Raw genomic sequence first — 14,651 nt, 5'->3', positions numbered from 1 at the left:
TTCACTCCTAAATATATTTTAAATATACAATTCCTATCGTTGTTATCATAACAATGAATGTAAGTGGTAATCCAGTCTTAATATAATCTTTGAAGGTGTAGCCTCCTGGGCCATAGACAATTAAGTTGGTCTGGTAGCCAATCGGGGATAGAAAGCTAGCCGACGCAGCAACAGCAACCAAGACCGCCATTCCTATAGGATCCAAGTTTACTTTGGAGGCTACTTCTATGCCAATAGGGAACATAATAACAGCTGCGGCGTTGTTGGTAATAAGCTCAGTAAATACATTTGTCATTACGTAGATGGATGCCAAGATAGCCAGTACACCTAATGGTGCCAGTGATTCTACGATAGTAGCTCCTAAAAACTGGGCCGTTCCTGTTTCCTTAATGACATTACCAATACCTAAGGCACTGGCAATTAATAATAATACTTGAAATTGCACCGATTGCTTTGCTTGCTTTGGGGAAATGGCTTTTATTGCAATAAGTACTCCGACTGCAATCACCATCGCTTTAAAGATAGATATCACTTGAAACGTTACTAGGGCAATCATACTTAATAACAATATAAGTGCCAGCCAGCCTTTATTTTCGCTTTCATAGAATTTCTGCTCTTCAATTGGAGAAGTAGTATAGAAATCTCGATGCTCTTGGTTAGGGTCGAAATCCTGCCCCGTAACAAGCAATAATAGGTCTCCGGCTTTTGGTGTTATATCTCCTATTTTCCCCTGAACTCGCTCATCATTTCGGTGTACAGCTAAAACAGCCGCGTTATATTTTTCTCTAAACCGGCTTTGTTTAATCGTTTTTCCAATTAGATAGGACTGATGAGAAACAACTGCTTCTACCAAAGGTGCGTCCTGTTGTTCGACATCATTCAGCGACAAATCTGTACCGGTATCAAGCGTAAGTCCTTTTCTTTTCTGTAAATCAGCTATGGTAGATAGCATTCCTGTAAATAGAAGTCTGTCCCCATGGTAAATGGTGGTTTCTCCCGTTACCGGGGTAATACTTCTGTTCTCTCTAATGATTTCAATCAGATATAGACCCTTTAAATTTCGTAACCCAGCTTGTTCCACTGTTTGTCCATTATGAGGAAATTCGTATGTCACTACTATTTCACTTAAATAGTCCTTCGTATTCTTTTTTACTTTCTCTATTAAGCTTTGATTATTAGGAAGAATTTTAGGACTAAACAGTATTAAATAGACTAATCCAATTAACGTGACTGGCAGCCCTACCCAGGCAAGCTGGAAGAACGTGAATTCCTTCCCTTCCTGCTGCAGAAGACCATTTACTACTAAGTTAGTAGAGGTCCCCATTAAGGTTATAGTCCCCCCGATAATGGATGCATAGGATAATGGTATAAGAAACTTGGATGGAGATATCTTCTGTTCAGAAGCCCATTTCTTGATTATAGGGGTTAGCGTAACAACGATCGGGGTGTTATTTAAAAAAGCGGAAAAGGTAGAGATTGGGATTAGCAGCTTCACTAACGCCCCTCGTTCTGATTTGGTGTTGGCCAGAAACTTACCTATCAGTCTTTCGATTAAGCCACTTCTTTCAAACACACCAGATATAATAAACAGAAGCGCTACGGTGAGCATGCCTTCGTTGGAGAAACCGGTTAATGCTTGTTCTGTATTTACATAGCCCATCATAAGGAAGAAAAATAACGTTCCAAATACTAATAAATCTGGTCGGACTATCTCGAAAAATAGCCCGACCAGCATTAGTATGATAGCTATGATGACAACAATCATTTCAGCTGTCATATGCCATTCACCTCTAGTTCTGCTTCATACCTTTAATCAGTACGTCAGCCACTTCCGGACGAGAGAATTCCTTCGGAGGTCGCTCTCCGTTACGTAGCAATTCTCTTACTTTCGTTCCACTTAGGTGAACATGATGTTCTTTGTCGTGTGGGCACGTTTTTGCAGATGCCATGTTCTCGCATATCTGGCAGTAGAACGCGTGCTCGAACTTAAAGATAGCAATTCCTAGCTCATCCTCTACTGTTTCAATAAGAGTCTGCGCATCGTAGGTGCCATAATAATCGCCGACACCAGCGTGGTCACGACCGACAATGAAGTGGGTACAGCCGTAGTTTTTACGAACCGTTGCGTGAAGGATAGCCTCACGAGGTCCTGCATAACGCATTGCTGCAGGATAAATAACTAGACGTACGCGATCTTCTACGTAATAGTTCTTCATGATAACCTGATAGCTTTCCATACGAACGTCTGCTGGAATATCATCCGATTTTGTTTCCCCTACAAGCGGGTTAAGTAATAGACCATCTACCGCCTCTAGAGCAGTTTTTTGAATATGCTCATGAGCACGGTGTACAGGGTTACGAGTTTGGAAGCCTACAACGGTTTTCCAGCCAAGATCTGCGAACAATTGACGTGTTTCTGCTGGATCGAGGTAGAAGTCAGAGAACTCTCCATGGTCTGGACGGTTAATTAATGTAATCGGTCCGCCAAGATACACATCGCCCTTGTCGTACACCTTTTTCACGCCAGGGTGTGCTTCTTCCTTAGTGCCATACACCTTCTCTGCTTCGTTTTCTTTATCATACGTATATTTTTCTTCGACTGTAAGGGTACCGTAGATTATACCATCTTCCCCCTGCAGTGCGATTTTCTCTTCTAGGTTGAAACGCTTTGCTTCTTTCTCGCTAACAGGAAGAGTGATTGGAATACTCCAAATTTCGCCTGTTTGTAAGCGCATTTCTTCTACTACACGAGTGTAGTCCTGCTCTTTCATGAAGCCAGTCAGTGGGCTGAAGCCACCAATGCCAATTAGCTCAAGGTCAGAGATAGACCATTTGGAAATAGTCAGCTTCTGTAAGGATTGTGCTTCTTCTTTAGCTTGCTTGGATTCATCAATTTGGTTAACAAGAGTACCACCATGTGGAATAGATTCGTTAGTTAAAGTTTGTACCAAAGTATTCCCCTCCGTTATGTTGTTTGCTAATGGATTAATTCATGCCTACTGTAGGTCTTCCAATGGAGTAGTAGGATAGTCCATATTGCGCAACTTCTTGTAAATTGTAGCAGTTTCTACCGTCGAATAAAACAGGATTCTTCAATAACTTTGTAAATTTTTGTAGTTCATATTCTTTAATTTCCTTCCAATCCGTCATAATAACAGCAAAATCTGCATCCTCTATTGCTTCATCAACAGAGCTGTTATATACAGTAGAGCCTGGCAGGAAGATTCGGGCGTTCTCAGAAGCTATTGGGTCATAGGCGTGTACCTCTGCACCTGCATCAACTAGCTCTCGAACTACCTTGATGGATGGAGCATCTCTCATATCATCTGTATTTGGCTTAAATGCTAAACCTAGTACAGCCACTTTTTTATTCAGTAGGTCTGGTGAATATTCTTTAATTTTATCTACTATAATACGCTGCTGCTTTTCGTTCGTGTCGATAACGCTTTGGATGATTGGCATGTCGTGCCCATAGCTTTTTCCTATAGATAGGAGGGCATTTGTATCTTTCGGGAAGCAGGAGCCGCCATAGCCTACGCCGGCCTGCAGGAATTTGTTACCAATGCGCTGATCCATGCCCATTCCTGCTGATACGTTTTCGATGTTTGCTCCTAGCTTCTCGCAAAGGTTCCCTAGCTCATTGATAAAGCTAATCTTAGTTGCTAGAAAAGCGTTTGAAGCATACTTAATCATTTCAGCGCTTCTAAGGTCTGTAGAAACAATCGGTAGATTAAAGCTTTCGTATATGGACCTTACTTTATCAAGTACTGCTTCTTCCTCTGCTCCTATAACAATGCGGTCGCCATTAAAGGTATCGTAAATGGCAGAGCCTTCGCGAAGGAACTCTGGGTTGGAAGCAACCTTTACCTTAAAGCCATTTGTAATGTGCTTCGTGATTTCTTGCTCCACATGCTCGTTCGTACCGACTGGTACAGTACTCTTTGTTACCACAATTAAGTCCCGCTTCATATTTTGTGCTATGCTTTTACAAGCTTTGTTTAAGTATGTTAAATCTGCAGATCCATCCTTTGATTGCGGTGTTCCAACAGCAATAAAGACGACTTCCTTTCCCTCCATTCCTTCCTCATAGCTGGATGTAAAGAATAGTCGCTGTCGCTCTATATTAGCCTTCATCATTTCATCTAGACCTGGTTCATATATAGGTGAAATCCCTTCACGCATGGATTTCACTTTCTTTTCATCGATATCAATACAGGTGACTTCATGTCCAACTTCTGTGAGGCAAACACCAGTTACTAATCCAACGTAGCCTGTGCCAATTACTGATATTTTCATTGTTTTCACCTAATTTCATTGATGTAATTTATTTAATTTGTCTTGAAGTAATTGTGTAACGTCATCCTTCAAATCCTCTCGATTCAACGCAAAATCAATCGTTGCGTCGATAAAGCCTAGTTTGTTCCCGATATCGTAGCGTGTGCCATGGAAGTTATAGGCGATTACCTTCTGGTCTTGATTCAGCTGCTTGATGGCGTCTGTTAATTGAATCTCGCCGCCGTTTCCTGGTGGGAGGGTCTCTAAGATGTTAAAGATTTCTGGTGTTAGTACGTATCGTCCCATGATGGCCAGGTTGGATGGTGCTTCTTCCTTGCTCGGCTTTTCCACTAGATCGGTAATTTCGATTTGGTCCTTTGTCGTATCTGCACCCTCTACTGGGGTAACGACGCCGTATTTAGAAACTAGGTCCTCTGATACGGATTGTACTCCGATAACGGATGATTCGGTTTGCTCGTAAACGTCCATTAGCTGCTTTAAGCATGGCTCTTCTGATTGTACGATGTCGTCTCCAAGGAGGATGGCAAATGGTTCGTCTCCTACGAAGCGACTGGCACAGGAGATAGCATGTCCTAATCCTTTTTGTTCCTTTTGACGGATGTAGTGGATGTTGGCTAGCTCTGAAATTTCCTGTACTTGCTGCAGCATGTCGTCCTTCCCTTTTTCGGCAAGCTTTTCTTCCAATTCATAAGACTTGTCAAAGTGATCCTCGATGGCTCTTTTGCCACGACCGGATACGATAATGATGTCTTCTATGCCAGAAGCGACTGCTTCTTCAACAATATATTGAATGGTTGGTTTATCGACAATCGGCAGCATTTCCTTCGGCTGCGCCTTTGTGGCAGGCAGGAAGCGTGTGCCTAGTCCTGCTGCTGGAATAATCGCTTTACGTACTTTCATGTGCTTCAGCTCCTTCATTAGAGTTCATACAAGGAATGAACGTCCGTTTTCAGTTTACCATATTCTGCAGGGTGAATCATAAAGTGCGATTTGGCTTATATCTTCTCAATGAAATCTTCAATTAGGTTAAACATTTGCTGCTTTCCAGATTGGAATGGCTTTGGTTCAAAGGTCTCTGCTTCCTTCATGACCTCTCCTAAATCCTCTCCATCGTCCCAGCTTACAATGTAGCCTTGCTCGAGGAATACATCCACTAATTCCAATTGATGATCGTCATTGTGCTCGCCGTATTTGTGCAGGCGGGCTGCTGCAATGACCTTCTTGCCCTTCTTCAGTCCTGTTGTCACAGAGCCTGTTCCGGCGTGGGTAATAATGAGTCGGGCGTCCTCGAATAGTTGATCCATCTCGTCATAGCTTACAAACGGCTTTAATGTCATGACATCGGTTTGATAGGCTGTGTTACCGTTTTGGACTATAACCTCGTCTGTAATCTCGCCTGATTGCTTTAGTCGTTCTACTTCGTCTAACAGCCTGGTAAATGGCAGCTCATGGGTGCCTAGTATAACAAAAATCAATAGATACTACCTCCATATACAGCGTTAGGGTAGACGTCTAACATCGATTCCCATTGGACGATAAACAAATCGGCAATCGGGTACACCATGCGTCCGGCTAAGGTTGGGCTGGATGACTTTGCAAAGCTTTCAATGAAAATGACCTTCTTCCGAAACAGCTTGGCAATATAGCACATCGGTACAGCGGTGTGCACGCCTGTAGTAATGACTACGTCAGGTCGCTCCCTCAAAAAGATAAAGAAGGACTTGATTATATTGTAGGAAAATTTAAAGATATAGCGAAAAGGATAGTTCCGCGCTCCATAGACGAGCAGGGAGGTTGGGTACGTATCCTTTAGCTGCTTCGTTATTTCCGATTTCTCTGTGACAAGATGATATTCATACTTCTCAAATAGTGGCTTTAATTGAAGAAGCTGAGTTAAATGGCCGCCAATGGACGAGATTAGCAGCAGCTTTTTGTTTTTCTTCATGGTTAGTTCTCTCCGATCTTCTCGTAGATCTCTTGAAGTCGTTTCGTTAATACTTCTTGATCATTATCTTGTGCTTGCTTTTCTCCGTTCGTGGTGAGCGTGTGCTGTAACTCTTTATTATACAGCACTCGTTCGATTCCTTCCTGTAAGGACGCTTCATTTTTCGGCTCTACCAACACCCCATGGTCGTTACGCAGGAGGTAGGATAGGCCACCAACATCTGTCCCGACAACGGGAGTGTTACACGACATGGCCTCTACCGCTACGAGTCCGAAGCCTTCTATATAGGACGGTAACACAAATACATCGGCTGCCGACATCCAGAGTGCGACTTCCTGCTGCGGCTTGGGTCCTAGGAAGTAGACATCTTCTATCGTCTGCTCCTCTATCGTCTGCTTCAGCTCCTGTAGAAATGCTTCCTTCTTGGGGCTGCCGACGAAATGGAGCGCTGTATCAGCATCCTTTGCTTTTATAGAGGAATAGGCCTGCAGCAACTCTCTTAGCCCTTTTGCTTCTATAATATTGCCTACATAGAGGAGAGACTTCTTATTCGGGTCAAGGCCGAGCCTTTGCTTCGCAGCCTGTTGATTGGTCGGAGTAAACACGTCTCGATTGACTCCCATGCTCATAATGGTAACGCGCTGTTCATCAGCACCAAAGGTTTGGACAATTTCCTCCTTCAACGCTTCGCCGACTGCGATGATATGGTCGGCGTTTTGAAGGATGTTCTTCGTCTGGTTAAAGATGAAGGCATTTTTGTGGGGCATTTTATCAATATCCCCGCCATGTGCTGTCACGACTAGCTTGGTGCCAAACAGCTTCTTGAAGGCTAGCGCTAAGAAGCCGCTCGGGAAAACGTAATGAGCGTGGACCACATCATACTGCTTTCCCTTTGATACGAGCTGTCTCATCGTCTGGAGCATCCATTTCGTGTACTTCTTCAGCACATTCGGCTTCCCCATCCTCGGATCATCCACTGCTGCTACATCTACGTCTGTACCGTGACTTCTCAGTGCTTCTACCTGGTTCTTGACAAAAATACCAAAGGTTTTGCTAATACGCCCTGGATACATGTTGGTTATGACGAGTATCTTTTTCACGATTATCCAACCTCACTGTTAATGTCGTTCGAACCCGATTGCACGTTTTTCACCGTTGGCTTTGTTGCATGGTGTAAATAAGCCAGGAATAAGACAAGGTAGATACCAGAGGCTGGTGAGGATAACACGTGACCAGCGAGGAATGCGGTACCAAGACCTAATCCTACAGCGATACCGATTAATAGCGTTTCTCCGTCAAACACTTTGAATCTTGTTTCGATTAAGTGCTTGATGATGGTAATGCCAAAGAATGCGATAGGAAGCGCCAAAATAATAATTCCCAGCACCCCATAGTTAAAGAACCAATCGATGAAATCCATTTCTACAAGCTTTGGAACGTCCTCATAGTTGCCACCGCGTCCCATGCCTAGTGTCTTCTGGGAAATATTCGCTTCTTCAAATTGATTGATTTTATCTCGTAAGAAATCATTCCGGCCGCTTAATAGCTCTTTTGCCTGCTCGGTTCGGTCTGGACCGTCAATGGATCCATCTTCACCGGTTGCAGGATCCGTCCCATCCGCCCCGTTGCCCTCTTGCATTTTCGTAACGGTATAGCCCAGGTTGTTCCCGATAGCAGAGAATGGAATGATGGCAATCGTGCCAGCCAGCAATAATGGTACAATGATGGCGTTGCTCCATTGCTTCTTTTTCCAAATGTCCACAAAGGCGATTAACGAGCCAAAGCCAAGCACCATGAGCAGGCCGCCTAGACCTACTTTCGTTCCTACCGTGAGAATCCCCCATATCGCGCTAAGCAAAAGCGGAATGTAGAGTAGCTTTGTTTTGATATTAGACTGTCTCATGAAGTATAGCAGCATGACAGAAAAGCCCATAGCAAGAATGGCGCTGAGCTCATTGGCTGCGAAAAACCAGCCGGAATGCCCCTCTTTCGCTAAGGCATCATAGCTGCGTTTTCCCGTTCCCGTGATGGAGGATACGACCATTACGACCCCAATGATCGACATACTGATAAATACGTACTTCTGAACACTGTTTCGCCAGTTGGTTCGCTTACTGAGTGATTGAAACACAAAGTAATAGATAATCAGCATCATGAGTACATAGACTGTTTTAATAATGTAGATCATTTCCACCGACAAGGAGAATGGATCCTTAAATACAAAATTGTTCGCGAAGCTTGCGATCATAAACAAGGCGAGTACCCCAATGTAGCCTAAAGCAAATTTCTTGGCTCGTGTGTTTGGAAGCAGTAGGATATAGATAAATCCTAGCCCCATTGTCAGTACTCGAATTGGTTCTGAAATTGGTAAATTAATATACGCCGTCATATCCAGAATCGGCTGTAATAATATGAATAAAATGAAATAGGCTTCTGCCCATTTCACTAAGTGATTTGTTTTTCTCCCCTCAAACATACTCTATTCTCCCCCAGCGGACTATCTCCGTAATTTAGTAATGGTACTTTCTATTCATACTCTTCCATTTTTACCTATGTTCTATTACTACTGTAATAGTCTTTCTTGATACATCTGTTTTTTCTGTGGGTAGTTTTTGTAAATAGCCCACAGGAGTGTAACCGTTCTATTCGCTTGTTTAAATATTTCGTGGTAGGCATAATTCTTCTGACGTAAGGCGTCATACTGCTTGATAAACTCGTCCTCAGACAGCTCGATAAATGCTTCTGCCGCCTTCACAGCTCCATCATTTACCAGGTTCTTCTTCAGACGATTTAATGCTAAGAAGCCATCAAAGGCAATTACTTGAGAAGAAAACTTATCGATTGCTTTCTTTTTCGTATCATAAGTGGAGGTAATATCTATAACACAGTTTATTTCATCCGGTGGGATAGGGCAATTGATTTCATATAAACGAACCGTGACATCCTCTTTGTTCCATAGCTGTAATGTATCAGCAAGTATCGCCCCCGTTGCCACGTGATCGGGGTGAGCATCTACAAAAGGAGTACAATAGATTAAGTCGGGATCAATTTCCTTCAATAGCTCCAGGAGCAGTCCTTGAGAGTGTGCATTACTTTCTACTTGGCCGTCTGGCAGATCCATATAGCGAATGCTGTGCATGTGAAGAATCGTGTTGACCTTCTCCATTTCTTCCTTACGCATGCGGCTCAGCTCTTCCTTCGGCAGCTCGCTCTCACTGCTCGCTCCATCTGTACTGAAGATACAATGGACCTCGGCCCCTTCCTGGAGATGACGACGGATAGTTCCTCCTGCTCCAATCGTTTCATCATCCATATGGGGAGCAAATACAACGACCCTCTTATATGGACCTGGCTCTGACAGCTCCAGGCTGCGATTATAATGCTTTTTTAACACTGCTTTCGTAATCGGGTTAATAATAGGCTCACTAGCATTCATGAGCATTTGTTTTACATTCATGACGTTTGGTTCCCCTTCTTCTTCAAGAATCTATTCGTGAAAATCTTAATCGTATCGACCTTCAACGCAAATACACTGCCTGTATAGACCACGGCTCCACTAATGGCTACCGTAATAATTTGCATGATATTATTCCAATCCTCCACTAGGGTCAAGACACCCACCACAGCACCTGCCATGACGGCTACTGCTAAAATGATTTTGGCATATTCTTTCCCTATCATCCGAAGTTTTAACCCATCGACGAGGCGCAGGAAGATGAGGAAGCACGTGCCCACGTAGAATACTGCCATCACCGACGAGGCAAGTGGAATGCCGCGATAGCCAAGCCAATTGGTAAAGAGCACGTTCAATCCAGCGTTTAATAAAATGGCAAAGCCGCCGACAATCATAATGAGGTGTCCTTTTTTCAACGTATAGAAGCCTTTATTAATCACATTGTGAAGGCTGAAGAACAGGACAGAGCCTACATAATAATACGCAATTTCCACTGTAGTCCTCGTAGCGTTCGCATCAAATTGTCCACGCTGGTATAGCAGCTCGATAATATTAGGCATAAGGAGCATAAGACCAGCGATCGATGGAAGCAGGATAAACAGCATGGTTGTTAGCCCTTGCTCGATCCCCTTCTTAAAGAGCTGATGGTCATTTTGAGAGTTCGCTTTAGAAATAAGCGGGAAGATGATGGTGCCAATCGTCACGCCAAAGATAGCCTGCGGGAAATGGACAAGGTTTTTCGCATAGTTCAAGCTCGTCACGACACCGTCCTTAAACTGGGCAGCAAAAACATTATCTACTGCGAGGTTAATTTGTCCCACTGCAACGGTCAAGGCGACTGGGAAAAAGACAATATAAAAATCCTTTACCTCAGGCCAATCGAGTTTCCACGTTAACTTCGGTACGTTCCGCTTCGACACAATCACCAGCTTAAAGAGCAGGGATAGGATAGTACCAGCTAAATAACCGTACCCGAGCGCATAAACGCCTAATGTTTCGGCGAAGAATACCGCTCCTAAAATGAGCGATACAATGACGATGATTTGGGACACCATCGATAGAGCAAACCGATTCTCAGCATCAAAGAAGGCCTCTAGTACAGCGTTCATGCCGATGAAGAAGATAGACGAGAAGAATATCATCGAGATGACAATCGCAATGTCGTGCCCCTCTTCTCCTAATCCTCCATATAAAAGCGGAATATAATACGGGGCCAGAACGATTCCCAGTACTGAGATCAGCAGGCTGATCAGTATGGTTCCTGTAAACACATGATTTAAATGATACTCATGACGCTTGTTCTCAATAGCCTGTATGTAGCTAGGCACCAGCGCATTCTTCATGCCTGTCGTGAAGAACAAAATAATCATATTCGGTATAATAAAAGCAGCCCAAAACGCATCACTCTCTAAGCTTCCACCGAAGTAGAAGGCAATGACCATGTCCCGGACAAGCCCTGATATTTTTAACAGTAACGTTGCTAGCAGGAATAAAATACTAGCCAGACCTAGTTTAGACTTCAATCCAAATACCTCGCTCATCATTCATTTTCGTTAGTATAACCACAGAATAGTATAACATTTTTCGACAACTCAGAAGAGGATTTCTTTTTTACATTTTGTTTACTTTTCCGAGAAGGAAATTGCAGCAGCGTCCCTATCCGCTTGTCGGATGGGGAGCTTGTTTTTGGTTGAGGTGCTCACAATCGCCTATAATAGCTGTGCCATCAACAGCGTTTCTTCGCTTTCATGCCATCCATTCTTCTACAAAAGGCTCGACAAGCAAAAAGCCCCTATTCCATATAGAATAGAGGCTTCCCTGTTATTTCTTCACGCTTTGTAATTCTGCTACAGACTTAAAGCCATTGCTTCCGTCTGTCTCTCGTGTTTCCTTTACCATGCCTAGTCCTTCGGCATAGTATCTAGTCAGGATCGATTTCTTATTAGAGCTGCTGGAGGTTTGCGTTTTTTGAACGACGATCACATTGTCGAGCTTTTTATAAGGGAGCTCGACCGTTGCGTTTTCCTTCGTGATTTGCCATTCATCTTTCTTGCCTTCGCCTTTTTGCTTAAGGTCTATAATTGTTTCTGGCGGCTCAAAGGTCTCGAAGGAGTCTAATTGGTCCTTCGTATTCTCAGGGTTTTCCTCTTTATAGACAACAGAGACGTCGTTCTCGACCCACTTTAGGATTTCCAGCGTTTCAATGTCCCCAAAGCGAATGACCCGTTGTAGGTGCGTGTTGTTGGTGGCCACAATGTTAAAGGTGATTTCATACTGGTCATCCTGAATAAAGGTCTTGGTCATCCCTTCCTCCGGACGATACGTATTCAATCCTTTAGAAAGGTCGTTGCTTTCTTCTTCGTTCTGCTTTGAATCATTATCTGAGGAGGAATTATTATCTCCATTCTCCTCCTCTGATGAGTCAGATGTGTTTCCCTCGGAACTGTCGTTGTCTGACGACGAATCATCCTCTGTGTCATCACTTGCCTCATCGGATGGATTGCCTTCTTCCTCGCTGCCGTCGGACGTATCCTGCTCGGCCTGGTCGTCACTTACTTGTTCATCGGTATTGGATTGTTTGGCATCTGTTTCATTGGAATCCATATCCTCTATGTCTTTCGACGAGTCATTGGAGCAGGCTGCTAATACAAGCAGCGCTCCCAACAGAATACAATACAGAGTTTTTCGCATGGTCGACACCTCCAGAGGTTAGTCTAAGTAGTTAGAAATATTATGGACGACGTTATCCTTCAGCACTCCGCCTACGACCTTCAACGATTCGATCGCATTTTCGTTTCCGTATTGTTGTAGGAAGCCATCCATAGAACGATCTACTTCTTTTCCTACTAATACTAATGGTGCGTGGTATTTGACTGCTAAAGAGGATGCCGTTAACCCATCCGGGAAGTTCTCCCCTGTTGCGGTCAATGTATGAGCAGAGGAAATGTCCTCTTCAAAATAGGTAAGAATCTCATTTTGTGTTTCATATCGCTGGTCCCCAGCTAAGCGAATGACGCGATCCTTCCCGTTTTGATCGATTAAAGCATTCTCGACACTATTGGAAACGACTCCGTCACCGCCTACAATAGCTACATCCTTAAAGTTTACATACTCCTTACTGGCCGGGTCCATTGTCTTATCGGTTAATACAATCGCCCAATCCTTCATAGCAGCAATAGGAGCGGCTCCAAGAGCGTCCGGGAAGCTTGAGCTTGAAGCAACCATTGCACCGTCGACATCATCTAGTCGATCATTGATTTTCTGGTTTGTTTGAACTCGATTGTTTCCGGCAATGCGGTCTACACTCAGCCCTTTCTTTTCCAGCTTATCCTCAATGGAGGCTGATACCGCATTTGGTCCGCCGAGAATGACTACACGCTTCGTGTTTAGGCGGTGAATTTCCTGCTCCACTTCTTGTTCCATGCTGTTTGGATTTGTAAGTAGAATAGGAGCGTTCCCTTCCTGTGCCGCCAATGGTGCAGCAGATAATGCATCTGCGTAGGCATGGGCTGTGGCCAGGATGACGGTTTTAGCTGAGTGTCCAGATGAGAAGCCATTTGGATACAGCTTCTTCGATACCTCTACCGCTGTACGAACACGGTTATTAGAGGAAATTTCCTCTGTTTGGAAGGTGAAGCTCCCTGCTTTTTTGTCATTTTCCCACACAGTAGCATTGTTTCTCATGTTCACTACCGTCGTGCCTGCCCATGTATCGGCATAATCAATCGCTGGGCCTTTGTGATAAAATTCTTTCAATACACCTTTTTCGGCATGAGTTACTTTATATTTCGTTCTTAAATAATTGTTCCATACCACTTTCCCATTGGTTAGATTAACAACCTGCGTATCCTTGTGATCCTTCGCATACTCGATTGCCTGATCCTCCTGATAATGACGAGAAATGGTGCCGTTTGATCTCTGCTGGACGACAAAGTCTTTCGACATATAGTTCGACCATAGAATGTCGCCAGTCTTATTGTTGACTACTCTTGTATGCTTCCAATCCTCTGCATAGTTTATCGCATCTTCTTTGGATACGAATAATTTGTTGATGTCCTCCTGAGAGGTATGGTACACTCCAAAGTCTTTAGCAATACTATTATAGATTTGCTTTTGCTTAGACTTATCCAGCACATACACGTTACTCTTTGATTTGGCATAGTCTAACGCTTTATTCTTAGATTCATAGATTTTCAAACGATTATCCTCATGATCATAAACTTCATAGACGTCAAAATATTGATCTACTGCATTAGCAATTTCCTCTGATGCTTTGTTCTGATACTTATCCGTCTTTATTAATCGTTCTTCATCAGGGTTAGACATATAGCCTAATTCCAACAATGCGGCAGGCATGTGCGCATTTCGTGTAACAAACAAGTCATTCGCCTTGATGCCGTTCGGCCCCTCCGAAATTGGTACATTGTTTATGATTTGATTATGTATTGTGTGTGCTAGTCGTCTGCTTTCTGGTGAATATTCAATCTGTAATGGGTCTGGTGGGTAGTTTTGGTCGATACCATTTTCAATATCGAAGTAATACGTCTCATACCCTCTAGTACTTGGAGACCAGCCAGATGCGTTATGGTGGACAGATAGAAGAATGGTATGATTATTATTCCCTTCGGCTAGCTCATTTGCTAAGTCGGACCTGTTCCCTAAATCCGTATGAAGCGGGTAACCAAAATCCTTGCTGTTGCTCGTGCGGGTCATATGTACGGTGTAGCCTCTGCGTTCTAATTTGTCTCTAAGCTTTAAAGATACCTCCAGGTTTGCATGCTTCTCGGCGTATCCAGTAGAATTGCCTGAATAGCCAGCTGTCCCTGTATATCTTCCGCCGTGTCCCGGATCTATGATAATGGTGTTCTTACTGCCAGCCTGTGCTGGGTTCGGAAAGAACAGCATTCCAAAAACGGAGACAAACAGAATAAATACAATGCTCTTTCTCAAGATAAT

The 14,651-nt window shown here is 43.6% G+C and carries 12 protein-coding genes; all 12 read right to left on the bottom strand.

The features are described 5' to 3' along the window. Positions 1-7: 7 nt before the first annotated feature. Positions 8-1,777, bottom strand: a complete 1,770-nt coding sequence (locus ACFFGV_RS17030; protein WP_377350406.1) for an SLC13 family permease — start codon at positions 1,775-1,777, stop codon at positions 8-10. A gap of 13 nt (positions 1,778-1,790) precedes the next feature. Next, entirely contained in the window at positions 1,791-2,951 is a 1,161-nt protein-coding gene (sat, locus tag ACFFGV_RS17025; RefSeq protein WP_377350404.1) for a sulfate adenylyltransferase, read from the bottom strand. Between the two features lie 34 nt (positions 2,952-2,985). Next, positions 2,986-4,296 carry a UDP-glucose dehydrogenase family protein gene (locus tag ACFFGV_RS17020; RefSeq protein ID WP_377350402.1) on the bottom strand — a complete coding sequence of 437 codons (1,311 nt, stop codon included), beginning with the start codon at positions 4,294-4,296 and terminating at the stop codon, positions 2,986-2,988. A gap of 15 nt (positions 4,297-4,311) precedes the next feature. After that, positions 4,312-5,196: a UTP--glucose-1-phosphate uridylyltransferase GalU gene (gene galU, locus ACFFGV_RS17015; RefSeq protein ID WP_377350400.1), complete on the bottom strand. Its 885-nt coding sequence runs from the start codon at positions 5,194-5,196 to the stop codon at positions 4,312-4,314. 95 nt (positions 5,197-5,291) lie between these two features. Beyond that, on the bottom strand, positions 5,292-5,771 hold the full coding sequence (gene pssE / locus ACFFGV_RS17010) for a PssE/Cps14G family polysaccharide biosynthesis glycosyltransferase (protein ID WP_377350398.1): 480 nt from the start codon (positions 5,769-5,771) through the stop codon (positions 5,292-5,294). Then, positions 5,768-6,241, bottom strand: a complete 474-nt coding sequence (pssD, locus tag ACFFGV_RS17005; protein WP_377350395.1) for a PssD/Cps14F family polysaccharide biosynthesis glycosyltransferase — start codon at positions 6,239-6,241, stop codon at positions 5,768-5,770. Before pssD ends, pssE begins: the two co-directional genes overlap by 4 nt. Positions 6,242-6,243: 2 nt before the next feature. Further along, the gene (locus ACFFGV_RS17000; RefSeq protein WP_377350393.1) at positions 6,244-7,341 is read right to left on the bottom strand and encodes a glycosyltransferase; all 1,098 of its coding nucleotides are present in this window, start codon (positions 7,339-7,341) and stop codon (positions 6,244-6,246) included. Between the two features lie 2 nt (positions 7,342-7,343). After that, on the bottom strand, positions 7,344-8,717 hold the full coding sequence (locus ACFFGV_RS16995; protein ID WP_377350390.1) for an O-antigen ligase family protein: 1,374 nt from the start codon (positions 8,715-8,717) through the stop codon (positions 7,344-7,346). Between the two features lie 87 nt (positions 8,718-8,804). Then, positions 8,805-9,698: a PIG-L deacetylase family protein gene (locus ACFFGV_RS16990; protein WP_377350387.1), complete on the bottom strand. Its 894-nt coding sequence runs from the start codon at positions 9,696-9,698 to the stop codon at positions 8,805-8,807. Continuing rightward, the gene (gene murJ / locus ACFFGV_RS16985) at positions 9,695-11,218 is read right to left on the bottom strand and encodes a murein biosynthesis integral membrane protein MurJ (RefSeq protein ID WP_377350385.1); all 1,524 of its coding nucleotides are present in this window, start codon (positions 11,216-11,218) and stop codon (positions 9,695-9,697) included. The genes ACFFGV_RS16990 and murJ overlap by 4 nt, the downstream gene beginning before the upstream one ends. Before the next feature lie 298 nt (positions 11,219-11,516). Next, positions 11,517-12,386: a hypothetical protein gene (locus tag ACFFGV_RS16980; RefSeq protein WP_377350383.1), complete on the bottom strand. Its 870-nt coding sequence runs from the start codon at positions 12,384-12,386 to the stop codon at positions 11,517-11,519. Positions 12,387-12,404: 18 nt separating this feature from the next. Continuing rightward, entirely contained in the window at positions 12,405-14,645 is a 2,241-nt protein-coding gene (locus tag ACFFGV_RS16975) for a cell wall-binding repeat-containing protein (protein ID WP_377350381.1), read from the bottom strand. Between the last annotated feature and the right edge of the window lie 6 nt (positions 14,646-14,651).

It is taken from the genome of Pontibacillus salicampi, assembly GCF_042434395.1.
Classification (GTDB): Bacteria; Bacillota; Bacilli; order Bacillales; family BH030062; genus Pontibacillus; species Pontibacillus salicampi.
This window is presented reverse-complemented; position numbering and strand designations above follow the sequence as displayed.

Excerpts from the sequence above, each read along its gene's own strand:
- ACFFGV_RS16990 (WP_377350387.1), bottom strand. The coding sequence starts at position 9,698 with ATGAATGTAAAACAAATGCTCATGAATGCTAGTGAGCCTATTATTAAC.
- galU (WP_377350400.1), bottom strand. The coding sequence starts at position 5,196 with ATGAAAGTACGTAAAGCGATTATTCCAGCAGCAGGACTAGGCACACGC.
- pssD (WP_377350395.1), bottom strand. The coding sequence starts at position 6,241 with ATGAAGAAAAACAAAAAGCTGCTGCTAATCTCGTCCATTGGCGGCCAT.
- ACFFGV_RS17030 (WP_377350406.1), bottom strand. The coding sequence starts at position 1,777 with ATGACAGCTGAAATGATTGTTGTCATCATAGCTATCATACTAATGCTG.
- ACFFGV_RS16995 (WP_377350390.1), bottom strand. The coding sequence starts at position 8,717 with ATGTTTGAGGGGAGAAAAACAAATCACTTAGTGAAATGGGCAGAAGCC.
- ACFFGV_RS17020 (WP_377350402.1), bottom strand. The coding sequence starts at position 4,296 with ATGAAAATATCAGTAATTGGCACAGGCTACGTTGGATTAGTAACTGGT.
- ACFFGV_RS16980 (WP_377350383.1), bottom strand. The coding sequence starts at position 12,386 with ATGCGAAAAACTCTGTATTGTATTCTGTTGGGAGCGCTGCTTGTATTA.